11 protein-coding genes are annotated in these 15,165 nt (G+C 71.3%); 2 read left to right on the plus strand and 9 right to left on the minus strand.

Annotated features, from left to right (window positions below):
• Positions 1 to 63 precede the first annotated feature (63 nt).
• The 7 genes from ACWIFB_RS05750 to ACWIFB_RS05780 are packed head-to-tail and all read right to left on the minus strand — an operon-like array spanning position 64 to position 9,627.
• Positions 64 to 882 (minus strand): enoyl-CoA hydratase family protein, encoded by an 819-nt coding sequence (locus ACWIFB_RS05750; protein WP_452098596.1) that lies wholly within the window; start codon positions 880 to 882, stop codon positions 64 to 66.
• 11 nt (positions 883 to 893) lie between these two features.
• Positions 894 to 2,075, minus strand: coding sequence for an acyl-CoA dehydrogenase family protein (locus tag ACWIFB_RS05755; RefSeq protein WP_452098595.1), 1,182 nt, complete (start codon positions 2,073 to 2,075; stop codon positions 894 to 896).
• Between the two features lie 5 nt (positions 2,076 to 2,080).
• On the minus strand, positions 2,081 to 4,183 hold the full coding sequence (locus tag ACWIFB_RS05760) for an ATP-binding protein (protein WP_454057607.1): 2,103 nt from the start codon (positions 4,181 to 4,183) through the stop codon (positions 2,081 to 2,083).
• An 11-nt stretch (positions 4,184 to 4,194) separates the two neighbouring features.
• Positions 4,195 to 5,793, minus strand: coding sequence for an acyl-CoA carboxylase subunit beta (locus ACWIFB_RS05765; RefSeq protein ID WP_454057608.1), 1,599 nt, complete (start codon positions 5,791 to 5,793; stop codon positions 4,195 to 4,197).
• Positions 5,790 to 6,992, minus strand: a complete 1,203-nt coding sequence (locus tag ACWIFB_RS05770; protein WP_454057609.1) for an acyl-CoA dehydrogenase family protein — start codon at positions 6,990 to 6,992, stop codon at positions 5,790 to 5,792. Before ACWIFB_RS05770 ends, ACWIFB_RS05765 begins: the two co-directional genes overlap by 4 nt.
• Positions 6,989 to 8,812, minus strand: a complete 1,824-nt coding sequence (locus tag ACWIFB_RS05775) for an acyclic terpene utilization AtuA family protein (protein WP_454057610.1) — start codon at positions 8,810 to 8,812, stop codon at positions 6,989 to 6,991. The genes ACWIFB_RS05770 and ACWIFB_RS05775 overlap by 4 nt, the downstream gene beginning before the upstream one ends.
• The gene (locus ACWIFB_RS05780; protein WP_452098590.1) at positions 8,809 to 9,627 is read right to left on the minus strand and encodes a TIGR03084 family metal-binding protein; all 819 of its coding nucleotides are present in this window, start codon (positions 9,625 to 9,627) and stop codon (positions 8,809 to 8,811) included. The genes ACWIFB_RS05775 and ACWIFB_RS05780 overlap by 4 nt, the downstream gene beginning before the upstream one ends.
• Before the next feature lie 167 nt (positions 9,628 to 9,794).
• Here ACWIFB_RS05780 and ACWIFB_RS05785 point away from each other — a divergent pair, with 167 nt between their 5' ends.
• On the plus strand, positions 9,795 to 11,402 hold the full coding sequence (locus ACWIFB_RS05785) for a class I adenylate-forming enzyme family protein (protein ID WP_454057611.1): 1,608 nt from the start codon (positions 9,795 to 9,797) through the stop codon (positions 11,400 to 11,402).
• 48 nt (positions 11,403 to 11,450) lie between these two features.
• On the opposite strand, the gene ACWIFB_RS05790 is transcribed toward ACWIFB_RS05785, so the two are convergent.
• Both ACWIFB_RS05790 and ACWIFB_RS05795 read right to left on the minus strand, forming a co-directional pair.
• Positions 11,451 to 12,899: an acyclic terpene utilization AtuA family protein gene (locus ACWIFB_RS05790; protein WP_452098588.1), complete on the minus strand. Its 1,449-nt coding sequence runs from the start codon at positions 12,897 to 12,899 to the stop codon at positions 11,451 to 11,453.
• 35 nt (positions 12,900 to 12,934) lie between these two features.
• Positions 12,935 to 14,482: a succinate CoA transferase gene (locus tag ACWIFB_RS05795; protein ID WP_454057612.1), complete on the minus strand. Its 1,548-nt coding sequence runs from the start codon at positions 14,480 to 14,482 to the stop codon at positions 12,935 to 12,937.
• Between the two features lie 164 nt (positions 14,483 to 14,646).
• Between ACWIFB_RS05795 and ACWIFB_RS05800 the strand changes: the two genes are divergently transcribed.
• Entirely contained in the window at positions 14,647 to 15,153 is a 507-nt protein-coding gene (locus ACWIFB_RS05800) for a MarR family winged helix-turn-helix transcriptional regulator (RefSeq protein ID WP_452098586.1), read from the plus strand.
• The last annotated feature ends 12 nt before the right edge of the window (positions 15,154 to 15,165 follow it).

Consider the following 15,165-nt stretch of genomic DNA (forward strand, 5'->3'; position numbering starts at 1 on the left):
ACTCCTCGATGAGAGACGACGGTGAAGGCGGTGCTGGTCGTGTGACCAACACCACACTTCACGCTACTCCGCGTCCGCCGCCCAGGCAGGCGATCTGCGTTCGAGGAATGCGGTCATCCCCTCGGCCACCTCCGGGGTGGTGAACAACCGGGCGGTGATCCCGGCCAGCTCCTCCCCCCGGGCGTCGAGCTCGGCCAGCAGCGGCGCCGCGAGCAGCGCCTTGTTCTCGGTCAGCCCCTGCGGCGAGCACGGGCGGAACGAGGCCACCAGCCGGTCCACGGCGGCCGGGACGTCCTCCGGGGCCTCGGTGAGCAGGCCGATGGCCCGGGCGTGCGCGGAGTCGAACTTCTCCCCCGTCAGCAGCGCCCGTGCGAGGTCGCGGGGGTTGACGCGCGCTGCCAGGGGCACCGAGATCATCGCGGCGGCGAGCCCCAGTCGGACCTCGGTCAGCGCGAACGTCGACGAGGGCCCGGAGATCGCGAGGTCGCACGCCGCGACCAGGCCCATGCCGCCGGCCCGCACATGGCCGTCGACGGCGGCGATCACCGGCTTGGGGTGGGCGATGATCGCCCGCAACAGTCCCAGGAAGACCCTGGTCCGTTCCGCCGCCTGCTCCTCGGGCCGGCCGGTGCCTCCCGAGGCCTCGGAGAGGTCGGCGCCGGCGCAGAAGGTCCCGCCGGTGTGCCCGAGCACCACGACGCGGGCGGCGTCGTCACCCGCGGCACCGTCGAGCGCGGCGTGGAGTTGCTCGACGAGTGCGGTCGACAGGGCGTTGCGGTTGTGCGGTGAGTCCAGGTCGATGCGCGCGGCGCCGGCCCGGACCTCGTAGCGGACCACCGTCTGCCCGGCGGGGGCCGGCCCGCCGGCGTGCGTGTCACTCATGGCCGCCACCTTCAGTAGCTCTTCGGCAGCCCGAGCGAGTGCTGGGCCACGTAGTTGAGGATCATCTCCCGGCTGACGGGGGCGATGCGGGGCAGTCGGGACGCGGCGAGCATCCCGGCGAGCCCGTACTCCACCGAGAGTCCGTTACCGCCGAGGGTCTGGATGGCCTGGTCGACGGTGCGCGCCGAGACCTCTCCCGAGGCGTACTTCGCCATGTTCGCCGCCTCGCCGGCCGCCTCGTCCATGCCGGCGTCGACCAGGGCCGCCGCCTTGCGCATCATCAGCCGCGCGAGTTCCAGCTCGATCTTGCACTGGGCCAGGGGGTGGGCGACGCCCTGGTGAGCGCCGATGGGCGTCTTCCACACCGACCGCTCGTTCGCATACTTCGTGGCCTTGTCCATCGCGTAGCGCGCGGTGCCGCAGGCCATGCCGGAGGCCATGATGCGCTCCGGGTTGAGGCCGGCGAAGAGCATGAGCAGCGCGGTGTCGCCGTCACCGATGAGCGCGTCGGCGGGGAGGCGGACGTCGTCGAAGAACAGCTGGAACTGCCGCTCGGGCGTACGGACCTCGGTGGGGATGTGGGCCCTCGTCAGGCCCGGGGCGTCGGTGGGGACCATGAACAGCGCCGGTTCGAGGCGGCCGGGGGTGGACCCCTCGAGACGGGCGACGACGAGAATCGCATCCGCCTGGTCGACACCCGAGATATAGGTCTTCTGCCCGCTGAGCAGGAAGTCGGCGCCGTCACGCCGCGCGGTGGTCGTGATGGCGTGGGAGTTGGATCCGGCGTCGGGCTCGGTGATCGCGAAGGAGGTGATGGTCTCCCCCGACGCGATCCCGGGCAGCCACCGCTGCTTCTGTTCCTCGGTGCCGAAGCGCGAGATGATCGTCCCGTTGATGGCCGGCGAGACCACCATCATGAGCAGCCCGGCGCCCGCGGCGGACAGTTCCTCCTCGACGATGGCCAGCTCGGTCATGCCCGCGCCGCCCCCGCCGTATTCTTCGGGCAGGTTGACGCCCAGCAGGCCGAGCTTGCCTGCCTCGGTCCACAGTTCGTCGGTGGTCTCGCCGGCGTCGGACTTCTCGCGCATGTACTCCAGGCCGTAGCGCGAGCCGAGGTCGAAGGCGACCTTCCGGAGCTGGGCCTGCTCGTCGGTGTCGATCACGGGGTTGGGGACGGTCGAGATGTCGGTCATCGCGGTCACTCCTGTTCGGTGTCGGTGCTGGTGTCGGCGCCGGGTTCGACGACGACGGCGAGAATGGTGCCGGATTCGACCTGCGTGCCGACCTCGACGGGCAGCTCGGTGACGATGCCGTCGATGGCCGCGGAGATGGTGTGTTCCATCTTCATGGCCTCCATCCAGAGCAGTGGCTGACCTGCTGTGACCGCGTCCCCGACCGAGACCGCGACGCGGATGACCGAGCCCGGCATCGGGGCGAGCAGCGATCCCGCGGCGACCTCCGCCGACGGGTCGGTGTAGCGGGGTGGTTCGACGAGTGAGACCGGTCCGAGCGGGGAGTCGACCTCCACGCGCGAGTCGGCCCCCGGGGTCTCGTACCGGGCCACGGCGAGAGTGCGGCGAACCCCACGGACCTCCACGACGAGCGAATCGGCGGTGGCGTCTCCGATCGTCACGATGCCGTCGAGGTCCTCGGCGGCGGGGCGGGCACCGGCGCGGTCGCGGAGGTAGGTCACCTCGAGCTCGTCCTCACCGACCCGGTAGGTGCGGGTCTGCAGCGAGCGGCCGACGTTGCGGAACCCGGCCGGGGCGAGCGCGACCGGGCCGCCGGCGTGCTCCGCGGTACCGGAGACGATCGCGGCGGCGAGTGCCGAGATGCGTACGGCCTCGTCGTCGGCGAGCGGGGCGGCGAGTTCTGCGGCGCCGTGGTCGTCGAGGAACGCCGTCGACAGATTGCCGGCGAGGAACTCGGGATGGCGGAGCACGCGCACGAGCTGGGCCCGGTTGGTGGTCAGTCCGTGGACCCTGGCGCGGGCGAGTGCCCCGGCGAGCGAGGTGCAGGCCTCGGTGCGGGTCCGGCCATAGGAGATCACCTTGGCCAACATCGGGTCGTAGTGGACGCCGATGAGCGTGCCGTCCGGCCCCGGCTCCACGCCGCTGTCCAGCCGGATCCCTGGCCGGTGCGGGCCGGAGAAGCGCGAGGTCACACCGGGCACCTCGAGCGCCCACAGGACGCCGGAGCCGGGGCGATAGTCGTCCGCCGGATCCTCGGCGTACAGCCGGGCCTCCAGCGACCAGCCGTGCGTGGCCGGCGGCTCGGCGGCGGGCAGCGGCAGACCCGCGGCCACGTCGAACTGCAGCGCCACCAGATCCAGACCGGTGGTGGCCTCGGTGACCGGGTGCTCCACCTGAAGGCGGGTGTTCATCTCGAGGAAGAAGAACTCACCGCCGTCGGTCGCCAGGAACTCGACCGTCCCGGCGCCGGTGTAGCCGATCGCGGTCGCGGCATCCCGGGCCGCCTCGAACAGCTTCGCCCGCATCCCCGGCGTGCGCTCGACGAGCGGGCTGGGCGCCTCCTCGATGACCTTCTGGTGGCGGCGCTGGATGGAACACTCGCGCTCCCCCACCGCCCAGACGGTGCCGTGGGCGTCGGCCATGATCTGGACCTCGATGTGCCGGCCGCGCTCGAGGTAGCGCTCGCAGAACACCGCGTCGTCGCCGAACGCCGACTTCGCCTCACGCCGGGCGGCCGCGATCTCGTCGTGCAGTGAGTCGAGGGTGCGCACGATGCGCATCCCGCGCCCGCCACCTCCTGCGGAGGCCTTGACCAGGACCGGCAGGAGGTCCTCGGTGACGTCGTCGGGCTCGAGGTCGGTGAGCATGGGCACGCCCGCCGCCGCCATCATCTTCTTGGCCTCGATCTTGGAGCCCATGGCCTCGATGGCCTGCGGTGGCGGCCCGACCCAGGTCAGACCCGCCGCCATCACATCGCGGGCGAATCCCGCGTTCTCCGACAGGAACCCGTATCCGGGGTGGACGGCGTCGGCGCCCGCGGCCAGGGCCGCCTCGATCACCAGGTCACCGCGCAGGTATGTCTCCGCAGGGGTGTTACCGGGCAGTCGCACGGAGGCGTCGGCCTCGCGGGCGTGCGGCGAGTCCGCGTCCGCGTCGGAGAACACGGCGACCGTCGACATGCCCAGTGACCGGGCGGTGCGGTGGACGCGCCGGGCGATCTCGCCGCGATTGGCCACCAGGACGGAGGTGACCGGCGGTGTCGTCGTCGTCGTTGTCGTCGGGTCGTTCGGAGATTTCTGGGCGGGCCGGGCGGGGCTGGTGGAGCTCATGGTCTGGTTCCTCACATCCGGAAGACGCCGAAGCGGCTCGTGCCGGCGACTTCAGCGGAGTGGATCGCGGACAGGCTGAGTCCCAGCACCGTCCTGGTGTCGCGGGGGTCGATGACGCCGTCGTCGTAGAGCATCCCCGACAGGAACGCCGGCAGTGACTCGGCCTCGATCTGGTCGGCGATCGCCGTCTTGAGGCCGTCGATGGTCGCGGGGTCCATCTCCTCGCCCCGGGCCGCGGAGGCCGCGGCGGCGACGGAGGTGACCACGTCGGCGAGCTGTTGACCGCCCATGACGGCGGACTTCGCGCTAGGCCAGGTGTAGAGGAACCGCGGATCGAAGGCGCGGCCGCACATGCCGTAGTGACCCGCGCCGTACGAGGCCGCGGTGATGAGCGACAGGTGCGGGACCTCGGAGTTGGAGACCGCGTTGATCATCATCGCGCCGTGCTTGATGATGCCGCCGCGCTCGTACTCCGAGCCGACCATGTAGCCGGTGGTGTTGTGCATGAACAGCAGCGGGGTGTCGTAGCGGTTGGCCAGCTCGATGAACTGCGTGGCCTTCTGCGCCTCCTCGCTGAAGAGCACGCCGCGGGCGTTGGCGATGATGCCCACCGGGTAGCCGTGGATCTCGGCCCACCCGGTGACGAGGCTCGCGCCGTACAGCGGCTTGAACTCGTCGAAGTCCGAGCCGTCCACGATGCGGGCGATGATCTCCCGCGGGTCGAACGGGATCTTGAGATCCTCGGGCACGATCCCGAGCAGCTCGTCGGCATGGTGGAGGGGCTCGAGGACCTCGGTGCGCGGGGCACTCCCGGCCTTGGTCCAATTGAGCCTCCGGACGATGCCCCGGGTGATCCGTGCGGCGTCGGCCTCGTCGGCGGCGAGATGGTCCGCGAGCCCCGAGACCCGCGCATGCATGTCGGCGCCACCGAGCGTCTCCTCGTCGGCGATCTCACCAGTGGCCGCCTTGACCAGCGGCGGGCCGGCCAGGAACACCTTCGAGCGCTCCTCGATCATCACGACGTGGTCGCTCATCCCCGGCACGTACGCGCCGCCGGCGGTGGAGTTGCCGTAGACCACGGCGATGGTGGGGATGCCCGCCTTGGACAGGCGGGTCAGGTCACGGAACAGGCCGCCGCCCGGGACGAACACCTCCTTCTGCGTGGGCAGGTCGGCGCCGCCGGATTCGACGAGGCTGATGACCGGGAGCCGGTTCTTCATGGCGACGTCGTTGAGCCGGAGTATCTTGCGCAGGGTCCACGGGTTGGAGGTGCCGCCCTTGACCGTGGGGTCGTTGGCGACGAGGAGGCACTCGACGCCGGAGACCACACCGATCCCGGCCACCACGGAGGCGCCGGTCTGGAAGTCCGAGCCCCAGGCGGCGAGCGCGCACAGTTCGAGGAACGGCGACTCGCGGTCCAGGATCATGTCGATCCGTTCGCGCGCGGTGAACTTGCCGCGCTCGCGGTGGCGGGCGACCTTGCGCTCGCCGCCGCCCGCCAGTGCCGGTTCGAGATCGGCGGCGAGCTGGTCGAGCTTGGCCTCCATGGCCTGTCGCGCCGCGCCGAACTCGGCGGTGGTGGTGTCGATCGTGGAACGCAGGATTGTCATGCGGTGTACCCCAAACGTCGTCCGGCGAGGGTGGTGAGGATTTCGGTGGTGCCTCCGCCGATGCCGAGGAGTCGGACATCGCGGTACTGGCGGCTCACCTCGGACTCGGACATGAATCCGAGTCCTCCGAAGAGCTGCACCGCCTGGTTGGCGACCCATTCGGCGCACTCGACGGCGGTGTTCTTGGCGAAGCAGACCTCGGCCACGGCGTCGTGCCCCGAGACCGCGAGGTTCACACAGTGGTGGGTGTAGGTGCGGGCGAGGTCGATGCGGCGGGCCATCTCGGTGACCGTGTTCTGCACGGCCTGCCGGGACAGCAGCGGTCGACCGAAGGTCTCCCGCTCGCGGACCCAGTCCAGGGTCAGATCGAGGCACCGCTGCGCCTGCGAGTATCCCTGGCAGGCCAGGGCGGCGCGCTCACTGACGAAGCCGATCGCTATCTGGGTGAAGCCGTCGTTCTCCGCGCCCACGAGATTGGCCACCGGCACGCGGCAGTCGGTGAACGTGAGCTCGGCGGTGTCCGAGGCGTGCCAGCCGAGCTTGTCGAGCGGCTCCGAGACGTGGAATCCCGGGGTGTCCGTCGGGATCACCAGCAGGCTCACCCCGGCGGCGCCCGCGAGTTCCCCGCCTCCGGTGCGGACGGCGGTGACGACGAAGTCGGCGCGCGTGGCGGAGGTGATGTAGGTCTTGGCGCCGTTGACGACATAGTCGTCACCCTCCCGGCGTGCGGTGGTGGTGAGGTGACCGACGTCGGAGCCGCCGCCGGGCTCGGTGATGGCCAGGGAGCCGATCAGCTCGCCGGCCAGCGTGGGCGTCACCCACCGTTCGATCTGGTCGGGCCGCCCGGACTGGGCCAGGTGCGGCACCGCGATGCCGCAGGTGAACAGGGAGGCGAACACGCCACCGGAGACGCCCGCCTCGTGGAGCGCCTCGCACACCACGAGGGAGTCGATCGCGTCGCCGCCACCACCGCCCACCTCCTCGGGGAAGGAGACCCCGAGCAGGCCCAGCTCGCCGGCCGCGCGGTGCAGCTCCCGCGGGATCGCGCCCGCCGCCTCCCACTCGGCGAGATGGGGCAGGATCTCCCGCTCCGCGAAGCGGGTCGCGGTCTCGCGGAGCGCGAGTCGCTCGTCCGAGTACCAGGGGTCTCCGGGCACATGGGTCGGGACGGCGGGGGCGGTTCTGCGAGGAACGGTCACTGGTTCTCCTTCATGGCGGCCGCCGGGGAGTCGACGGGGGCGGTGACGTAATCGGGCACGTCCACGACGCGGGAGCGCAGCCATTCGCCCAGCCCCTTCGCCTGCGGGTCCCAGCGGTAGCCGTGCGCGACGCCCTTGCCGAGTAGCCCGTCGATTACGAAGTTCACCGCATGCAGGCGCGGCAGCTCGTAGCGCTCGATCGGCAGGTCGGCCGCCTCCGGTAGCAGGCGGCGGACCTCGTCGACGGTGAGCGTGGCGAGCATCCACCGGTAGGACCGCTCGTCGCCGGCCCACAGCCCGATGTTGGCGGTGCCGCCCTTGTCTCCCGACCGCGCGCCGAAGACGTCGCCCAGTGGGCGGGTCGTCGAGGGGCCGGCCGGGTCCTGCGGGGCCAGCGGACGGCCGGCGGAGTCGAGTCCGTCCGAGGCGTGGCCGTCGCCCATCTCCGCCGTCTCGTCGGGCGGGTCGATGTCGACGCTGGTGCCGTCCGGGAGCACGGCGATGTGGGGAACCGCCTTCTGGTCGAGGTAGGCGGGGATGTACACGCCGTAGGGCGCTCCGCGACCGGGCGGGCCGCTCGGGGTGGCCCCCGGGTAGCTCGCCAGGGTCATGGCGACCGCCGCGTCGGTGAATGCCCGGCCCACGACGTCCTTGTCGGGGTCCCAGCCGACGATGGTGAGCATAGCGGTGGCCGCGGCCTGTGTGTCGGCATCCGGGTGGTCGGTCCGGTGCAGGCGGAACTGCAGGTCCGCGGGCTCGCGCTGGAGTCCAGCGCGGAACTGGCGCTCCACCAGTGCGGCCTTGTCCTCGATGTCCAGGCCGGTGAGCAGGAAGGTGATCTCGTTGCGGTGGCCGCCGAGGCAGGTCACCGACACCTTGGTGTCCGGCGGCGCGGTCTCGCCGCGGACCCCGGAGATCCGGACGCGGTCCGGCCCCTCCTGCTCGAGGCGGGCGGTATCGAGTCGGGTCACGACGTCGGGGCCGCCGTAGCGGGCGCCGGTGACCTCGTACAGCAGCTGGGAGGTGACGGTGCCGACGGTGACGGCGCCGCCGGTCCCGGCGTGCTTGGTGATGACGGAGCTACCGTCGGCCGCGATCTCGGCGATCGGGAATCCCGGGGAGACGGGATCGGCGATCTCACCGCGGTTGAAGAAGGCGTAGTTGCCGCCGGTGGCCTGGGTACCGCACTCGATCACGTGGCCGGCGGCGGTGGCACCGGCCAGCGCGTCGAGATCCTGCCTGGTCCACCCGAAGTGGCTGATCGCGGGGCCGACGATGACGGAGGCGTCGGTGACGCGCCCGGTGACGACGACGTCGGCGCCGGCATCCAGGCACCGGGCGATGCCGAACGCCCCAAGGTAGGCGTTGGCGGTCACCGGGAAGCCGGCGTCGGCCGGGAGGTCGAGCTCGCCGACGCGGTCGATGAGGTCGTCGCCGTGGACGTACGCGACCTCCGGCTGCAGGCCGAGACGCTCGCCGAGCTCGCGGATCGCCGCTGCCAGCCCCGCCGGGTTGAGACCGCCGGCGTTGGCGACGATCTTGACCTTCTTCTCCAGAGCGAGCGCGAGGCAGTCCTCGAGCTGGCGGAGGAAGGTCTTGGCGTAGCCCAGCTCGGCGCTCTTCATCCGGTCGCGGCCGAGGATGAGCATGGTCAACTCGGCGAGGTAGTCGCCGGTGAGGACGTCGAGCTGGCCGCCTTCGAGCATCTCGCGCATGGCCGAGATGCGGTCGCCGTAGAAGCCGGACATGTTGCCGACGCGGAGCGGAGGCGCCGTGGGTTCAGTGCCGACTCGCTGCGCGGGGGTGGGGTCGACGCTCATGCCCGCGCCCCCTTCTCGCGGCCCCCGCCGGGCAGGCCGGCGAAGGCCTGGGCGATCCGCAGCCAGCCCTCGGCATCCTCCCCCACGGCCTCCAGGGCCGTGTCCTCGCGGTGGACGCGCTGGGTGACGAGGAGGCAGAAGTCGAGCAGGGGCCCGCTCACGCGCTGATCGGCATCGGCAGGGCCGAACTCGACCACCGTGCCGTCCGCCTGCGTGAGGGCGACGTGGATCTCGCTCGCGGGCGCCTCGAGGCCGTTCATCGCATAGGAAAAGCCGCGGGTCCTGAAGCCGAGCCGGGCCACGTGGGGCATCGCCGCGAGGAAAGCGGGGTCGTCGGTGACCGGGACCGCGATCGCGTCGGCGACGTCGACGCCATGCGCCCATGTCTCCATGATCCGGGCCGTGGTCATGGATTTCGGCCGCATCGGCGGCCCGAACCAGGGGACCTTCTCGCCGGGATCGGCGGCCTTGAGCTCGTCCGCCAGTTCCCCGCGGGCCAGGCGCCACCGTGCCAGGACCTCGTCGCGACCGGTCGACGCGATCTCCTCGGCTCCGGCGTCGACGAACCCTGCCGGGTCGGCCATGGCCTTGTCCACGATCGTCTGGAATGCGTCGGCGTCACGGATAGCGGATACCGAGACCTCGTCCGTCCAGGCCAGGTGAGCGATCTGCATGGCGACGTCCCAGCCCTCGGCCGGGGTCGCGGCGTTCCAGTGGTCGGTGCCGGCGGCCTCGACGATCTCGTCCAACCTGGCGTTGAGCGCGGCGAGGGCCGCGTGTGGGTCCTCGGTCTCCGGGGTCTGGGGGGTGGTCATGGGCATCACGATCCCAAACCGCCGCAAATAAAGCAAGCATGATTGCTTGCTAATTTTCGACCATCCTGACACTGTGGACACAGTGACCCCGGTCACACGACTGCCGTCCGCCGTCGGCCCTGCCTTCACCCTCGCCCCATCCCCGCTCAGAACACCGGAGACCCCCCGTGCGCCTAGACCCCACCGGCATCGACCCCCATGACCACGCCCTGGCGCGCCGCTGCTCGGTCGGCGACATCCCGACCCGAGCCGCGGCCACCTTCGCCGACCGGACCGCCGTCACGGACGACACCGGATCGTGGACCTTCGCCGAACTCGAATCGGTGTCCAATCGCGTGGCTCACGGGCTCGCCGGCCTGGGCCTCGAACCCGAGGAGCCGGTGGCTCTGCTGTCCACGAACTGCCGCGAGTTCGTGGCCACCTACTTCGGCAGCGCCAAGGCGGGGATGGTCGCGTTGCCGGTCAACCTGCTCTCCGGCCTCGAGAACATCGCGCACGCCCTGACCGACTCCGGCACGCGCATCCTGGTCGTCCACGGCGCGCTCGCGGAGCTCGCACTCGGTGCGGTCGGGGCGATCCCGGCGATCCGCTTCGTCGTCGTCATCGGGGGCCTGCCCGACGGCCTCACGCCCGCACCGGACGGACCCACGGTGCTGTCCTTCGACGACCTTCTCGCCGGCGACGACACCAATCCCGACACCGTGATCGCCGACCGCCAGATCGTCCAGTGCCTCTACTCCTCCGGGACCACCTCCCGCCCCAAGGGCGTGCTCACCTCCCACCTGGCCGTCACCGTCGCCGCGCTCGGTAACAGCGCGATCTTCGGCATGGCCTGGGGCGCCCGGGGATCGGTCACGGTGTGCCCACTCCCCCTCTTCCACACCGCCGGTCTCAACGGGGTACTCATCCCGTCGGTCACCATGGGTGCGACGATCCACCTCCTTCCGGGCTTCGACCCGGTCGGCTACGCCGACACCGTCGCCCGGGTCCGTGCCACCCACCTCGTCGGGCTGCCGCTCATGCTCGAGGCTCTGGCCGACGGGACGGACCGCGGGCTCGACCTGAGCTCCATCCAGATGCTCCTCTACGCGATGGCGCCGATGTCGGAGGCGATGCGCACGAGGCTCTCCGCGGCGCTGCCCGACGCGACGATCGTGCTCGGATCCGGCATGAGCGAATGCACGCCCGCGACCGTGATGCAGTGGCCCGAACTCAACGCCGACAAGGCCGACTCGTGGGGCTACCCCACCCCGTTCGCCGAGAACCGCATCTCCGAACCCGGCGGAGCCGAGCTCATGCCGACCGGGCAGGACGGCGAAATCGTCTACCGCGGCCCGACCGTCATGGAGGGCTACTGGAACAACCCGGACGCCAACGCCGAGGTCTTCGCGGGCGGACGCATGCACTCCGGCGACCTCGGCCGCATCGACGCCGAGGGCGTGGTGTGGTTCTCCGACAGGGTCAAGGACATCGTCAAGTCCGGCGGCGAGAACGTGAGTTCCCTGCACGTCGAACGAGTTCTCCTCGACCACCCGCACGTCGCCGAGGTCGCCTGCATCGGCCGGCCCGACCCCACGTGGGGCGAGCAGGTGGTCGTGGTGGTGGTCCCCGCCGTCGACGCGCCGCCGGAAGCCGACCTGATCGACTCGATCCTGCGGTTCGGCGCCGAACATCTCACCAGCTCGCAGCGGCCCCGCGGCGTCGTGGTGACCGACGCGATCCCCCGCACCGCGACCGGCAAGATCCGCAAGGTCGAGCTGCGGTCGATGAGCTGACCTGCCCGGGCCGCTCTAACCTGCAGCCGCCGCTGGCCCCGGCCCGGGCTACGGACCGTACTCGAGCAGTTCGCCCGGAACCTCGATCCGGGCGGCGGCGAGATCCGCGCCGAGTCCCGGGGTCAGCACCTCGCCACGTGGCGGGCGCGCGACCAGGTTGACCGCGCGCAGGTTGGGCAGCGGGTAGCGCCGCACGTCCATCCCCTCCAGGCCGGGGACCAGCTCGCGCAGCCGCTCGACCGTGAACTCGTCGGCGAGCCACGCGAATGCCGAGTCGTCCCACGTCCACACCGCGATGTTGACCCCACGCCCCACGACCCCGCGCCGCACGCTGGCGACCGACCCGAGAACCGTCGACACCTGCTCCCCGCCCGGCACCGCGCTCGGAGTCCACGGAGTCGGCAGTTCGCCGGGCCCGATCGGCGCCGTCTCCATGGGCACCGGGACGGGCACGCGACGCCCGTCCGCCAACACCACGACGTGCCCCGACTCCTCCTGCGGGAGCGGGCGGGCGACGCGCGTGGGCCGCTGCCCGCCCCGGGTCATGGCAACCAGGGCGACGACCGGCGGCGCGGGCTCGCCGCGCGCGCCGCTGAGCCGCACCCGATCCGTGCCCTCCTGCGCCAGGCGCACCGAGTCGAGCCGCAGCACCACGTCCGGCGCGGCGTAGCGGGCGCCGGCGACGCCGTCGAGGAGCTGGTCGGTGACCGTGCCGACGGTGACCGAGCCGAACGCGGACGGATGTCGGGTGATGACCGCCGATCCGTCATCGGCGATCTCCGCGATCGGGTAACCGCCGGTCACGGGGTCGGTGGTCCGGGTGACGTCCGTGGAGGAGTCCACGACGCCGGTCGCGCCCGGCCCGCCGGACAGGACGTGGCCCACCGCGACCGACCCGGCCAGCGCGTCCAGGGCCGACGAGGTCCACCCGTGGTGCGCCGCGGCGGCGCCGGTGACGAGCGCCTCGCGACTGACGCGGCCGGTGACGACGACGACGGCACCCTCGGCCAGAGCCTGGGCGATCCCGAACGCACCGTGCCGCACGGTCGCCACGTCGACCACACCGAGACCGAGTTCGGGCGCCCGGTCGGTGACGTCGCCGGAATCAACGGAGGCCACCGGGAGGTCCACCCCGGCCTCCCGGGCCAGCGCCCGCAGCTCGTGGGCGAGCCCCTCCGGGTCGAGAGCTCCGGCGTTGGTGACGACCCTTACGCCCGACGCTTTGTCGTCGTCACCCGCCCCGTCGCCACGTCCGCCCGCACCACCGACGCCGAGCAGATCGAGGCATTCGCGCAGCTGCACCACCGCGGCGCGCTCATACCCGGACCCGCCCGCGGCGCGCTGTGCGGCGAGATCCAGCATCGCCTCGTCGGACAGCATGTCCAGCGCCACGACATCCAACCTCGAGGCCGCGAGGAACTCGGCGGTCGCGGTGTCCCGGTCGGTCCGCGCGGCGGAGACGTTGCCGATCCGCAGGGGGCGCGTGCTGGTCGTCATCGATCCTCCGGGTCACTCGGGTGGTGTTCTTCGACCTACTCCAGCATGCTTCCCGTCGCGGCGAGGCGGGTGTGGAATGACAGGGCCTCTTCGAGGATATGCGGGGTGTTGCCCGCGCCCGGCCGCGCGGTCGCCCGATCCAGGTAATCGTGCAGCATCGGACGGAACGCCGGATCGGCGCAGCGGTCCACGATCAGCGGCGCGCGCTTGCGGGGGCTCAGGCCGCGCAGGTCCGCCAGGCCGTGCTCGGTGACGATGACCTGCACGTCGTGCTCGGTGTGGTCGACGTGCGGCACCATCGGCACGATCGCCGAGACCGTGCCGTTCTTGGCGGTCGACGGCGACAGGAACATGGATACGTAACCGTTCCGGGTGAAGTCGCCCGAGCCGCCGATCCCGTTCATGATGCGGGTGCCACCGACATGGGTGGAGTTGACGTTGCCGTAGATGTCGGCCTCGAGCATGCCGTTCATGCCGATGATCCCGAGACGGCGCACGATCTCCGGGTGGTTACTGATCTCCTGCGGGCGCAGCGTGACGTGCTCGCGGTACAGATCGATGTTGTCCACCAGCTCGGCCAGGCCGGCCCGGGACAGTGCCAGCGACGTGGCCGAGGCGTGCGCGACCGTGCCCTGGCGGATCAGGTCCAGCATCGAGTCCTGGATGACCTCCGAGTAGCAGGTCAGTCCCGTGAAGGGGCCCTCCGCGAGGCCGCCGAGCACCGCGTTGGCGACGTTGCCGATCCCGGCCTGCAGGGGCAGCAGGCCGGCGGCGGGCAGGCGGCCGCGTTCCACCTCGTGACGGAAGAACTCCACCACGTGCCCGGCGATGGCCTGGCTGATGGCGTCGGGCGCGGCGACGGTGGTCTCCGAGTCCTGCTCATTGGTGGGCACCACGGCGACGACCTTGGCCGGGTCGACCTCGAGGTACTGCTGGCCGATGCGGTCGGCCGGCCGGGTCAACATGATCGGCTTGCGCGCCGGAGGAAGCGCCGTGCCGTAGTAGACGTCGTGCATGCCCTCCACGTCGAGCGGGACCCACGAGTTCACCTCGAGGATCACCTTGTCCGCGACCTCGAGCCAGGTCTTGTTGTTACCCACCGACATCGACGGGACCAGTTTGCCGTCCTCGGTGATGGCGGCGACCTCCACCACAGCGACATCCACGTCCCCGTAGTAGCCCTCCCACACCTGCTGGGCCACGTGCGACAGATGGATGTCCACGTAGTCCATCCGACCGTCGTTGATCTTGCCGCGGGCGGTGGGCTCGCTCTGGTACGGCATCCGCAGGGCCACGCCGTCCACCTCGGCGAGGGTCGCCTCGGCCTCGCCGGCCACGGATGCGCCCGTGAGAAGATTGACGCTCAGCTGCCCGCCCCCGGCGCGCACCCGACGGATCCGCTCGGCCAGCGCCGGCGCGAACGCCTTGGGCGTACCCGCACTGGCGAATCCACTGATCGCGACCGTGTCCCCGTCCTGGATCCGGGCCACCGCCGTGGCGGCGTCGGTCACCAGCCCCTGGAAATGCGGGTGTCGGACACGGGTGGTGATGGTGGCGGCACCCTGCTGGACGGTGTTGGTCATGCGCGGAGCCTATCGCCGGGCGGTGCCCTGCTCCTCATGGTGAGACAGGCGACCTCCCCCCGAACCGGTGTGTCAGGCGCGCTCGTCATGTCTGACGTTGCCGGTGGCACGGGACCGATAGAATCGACGGAATCCGCCGACCGTCGTGGCCCCAGGAGTGAGCCTTGTCCCCCAGGACCGCACCGATCCCCGATCGCATCGACCAGGCCCGCGCCAACTGGGAGCGCGAGGGCTGGCTCGACGCCGCGCAGGGGATGACCGTGGTGACATCGGTGATGCGGGCGCACCAGATCCTCCTAGCCCGGGTCGAGGAGACCCTGCGGCCCTGGAACCTGTCGTTTCCCCGCTATGAGCTGCTGCGACTGCTCGCGTTCTCCCGCTCGGGCGCCCTGCCCATCACCAAGGCCTCGGAACGTCTGCAGGTCCACGTCACCAGCGTCACCAGCGCGATGAAGCGGCTCCTCGACGCCGGCCTGGTCGAACGCCGACCGCACCCCACCGACGGCCGTACGACGCTTGTCGAGATCACCGATGCGGGCCGCGAGGTCGTGGCCCAGGCGACGGCCGCCCTCAACGCCGGGGTGTTCGCCGATCCCGGCATGGACGAGGCCGATCAGATCGCGCTCATCGAGGCGATCGGCTCGCTGCGCCGCACCGCCGGCGACTTCTGACGACTCGCGCCG

Source organism: Dietzia sp. NPDC055340 (assembly GCF_053645335.1).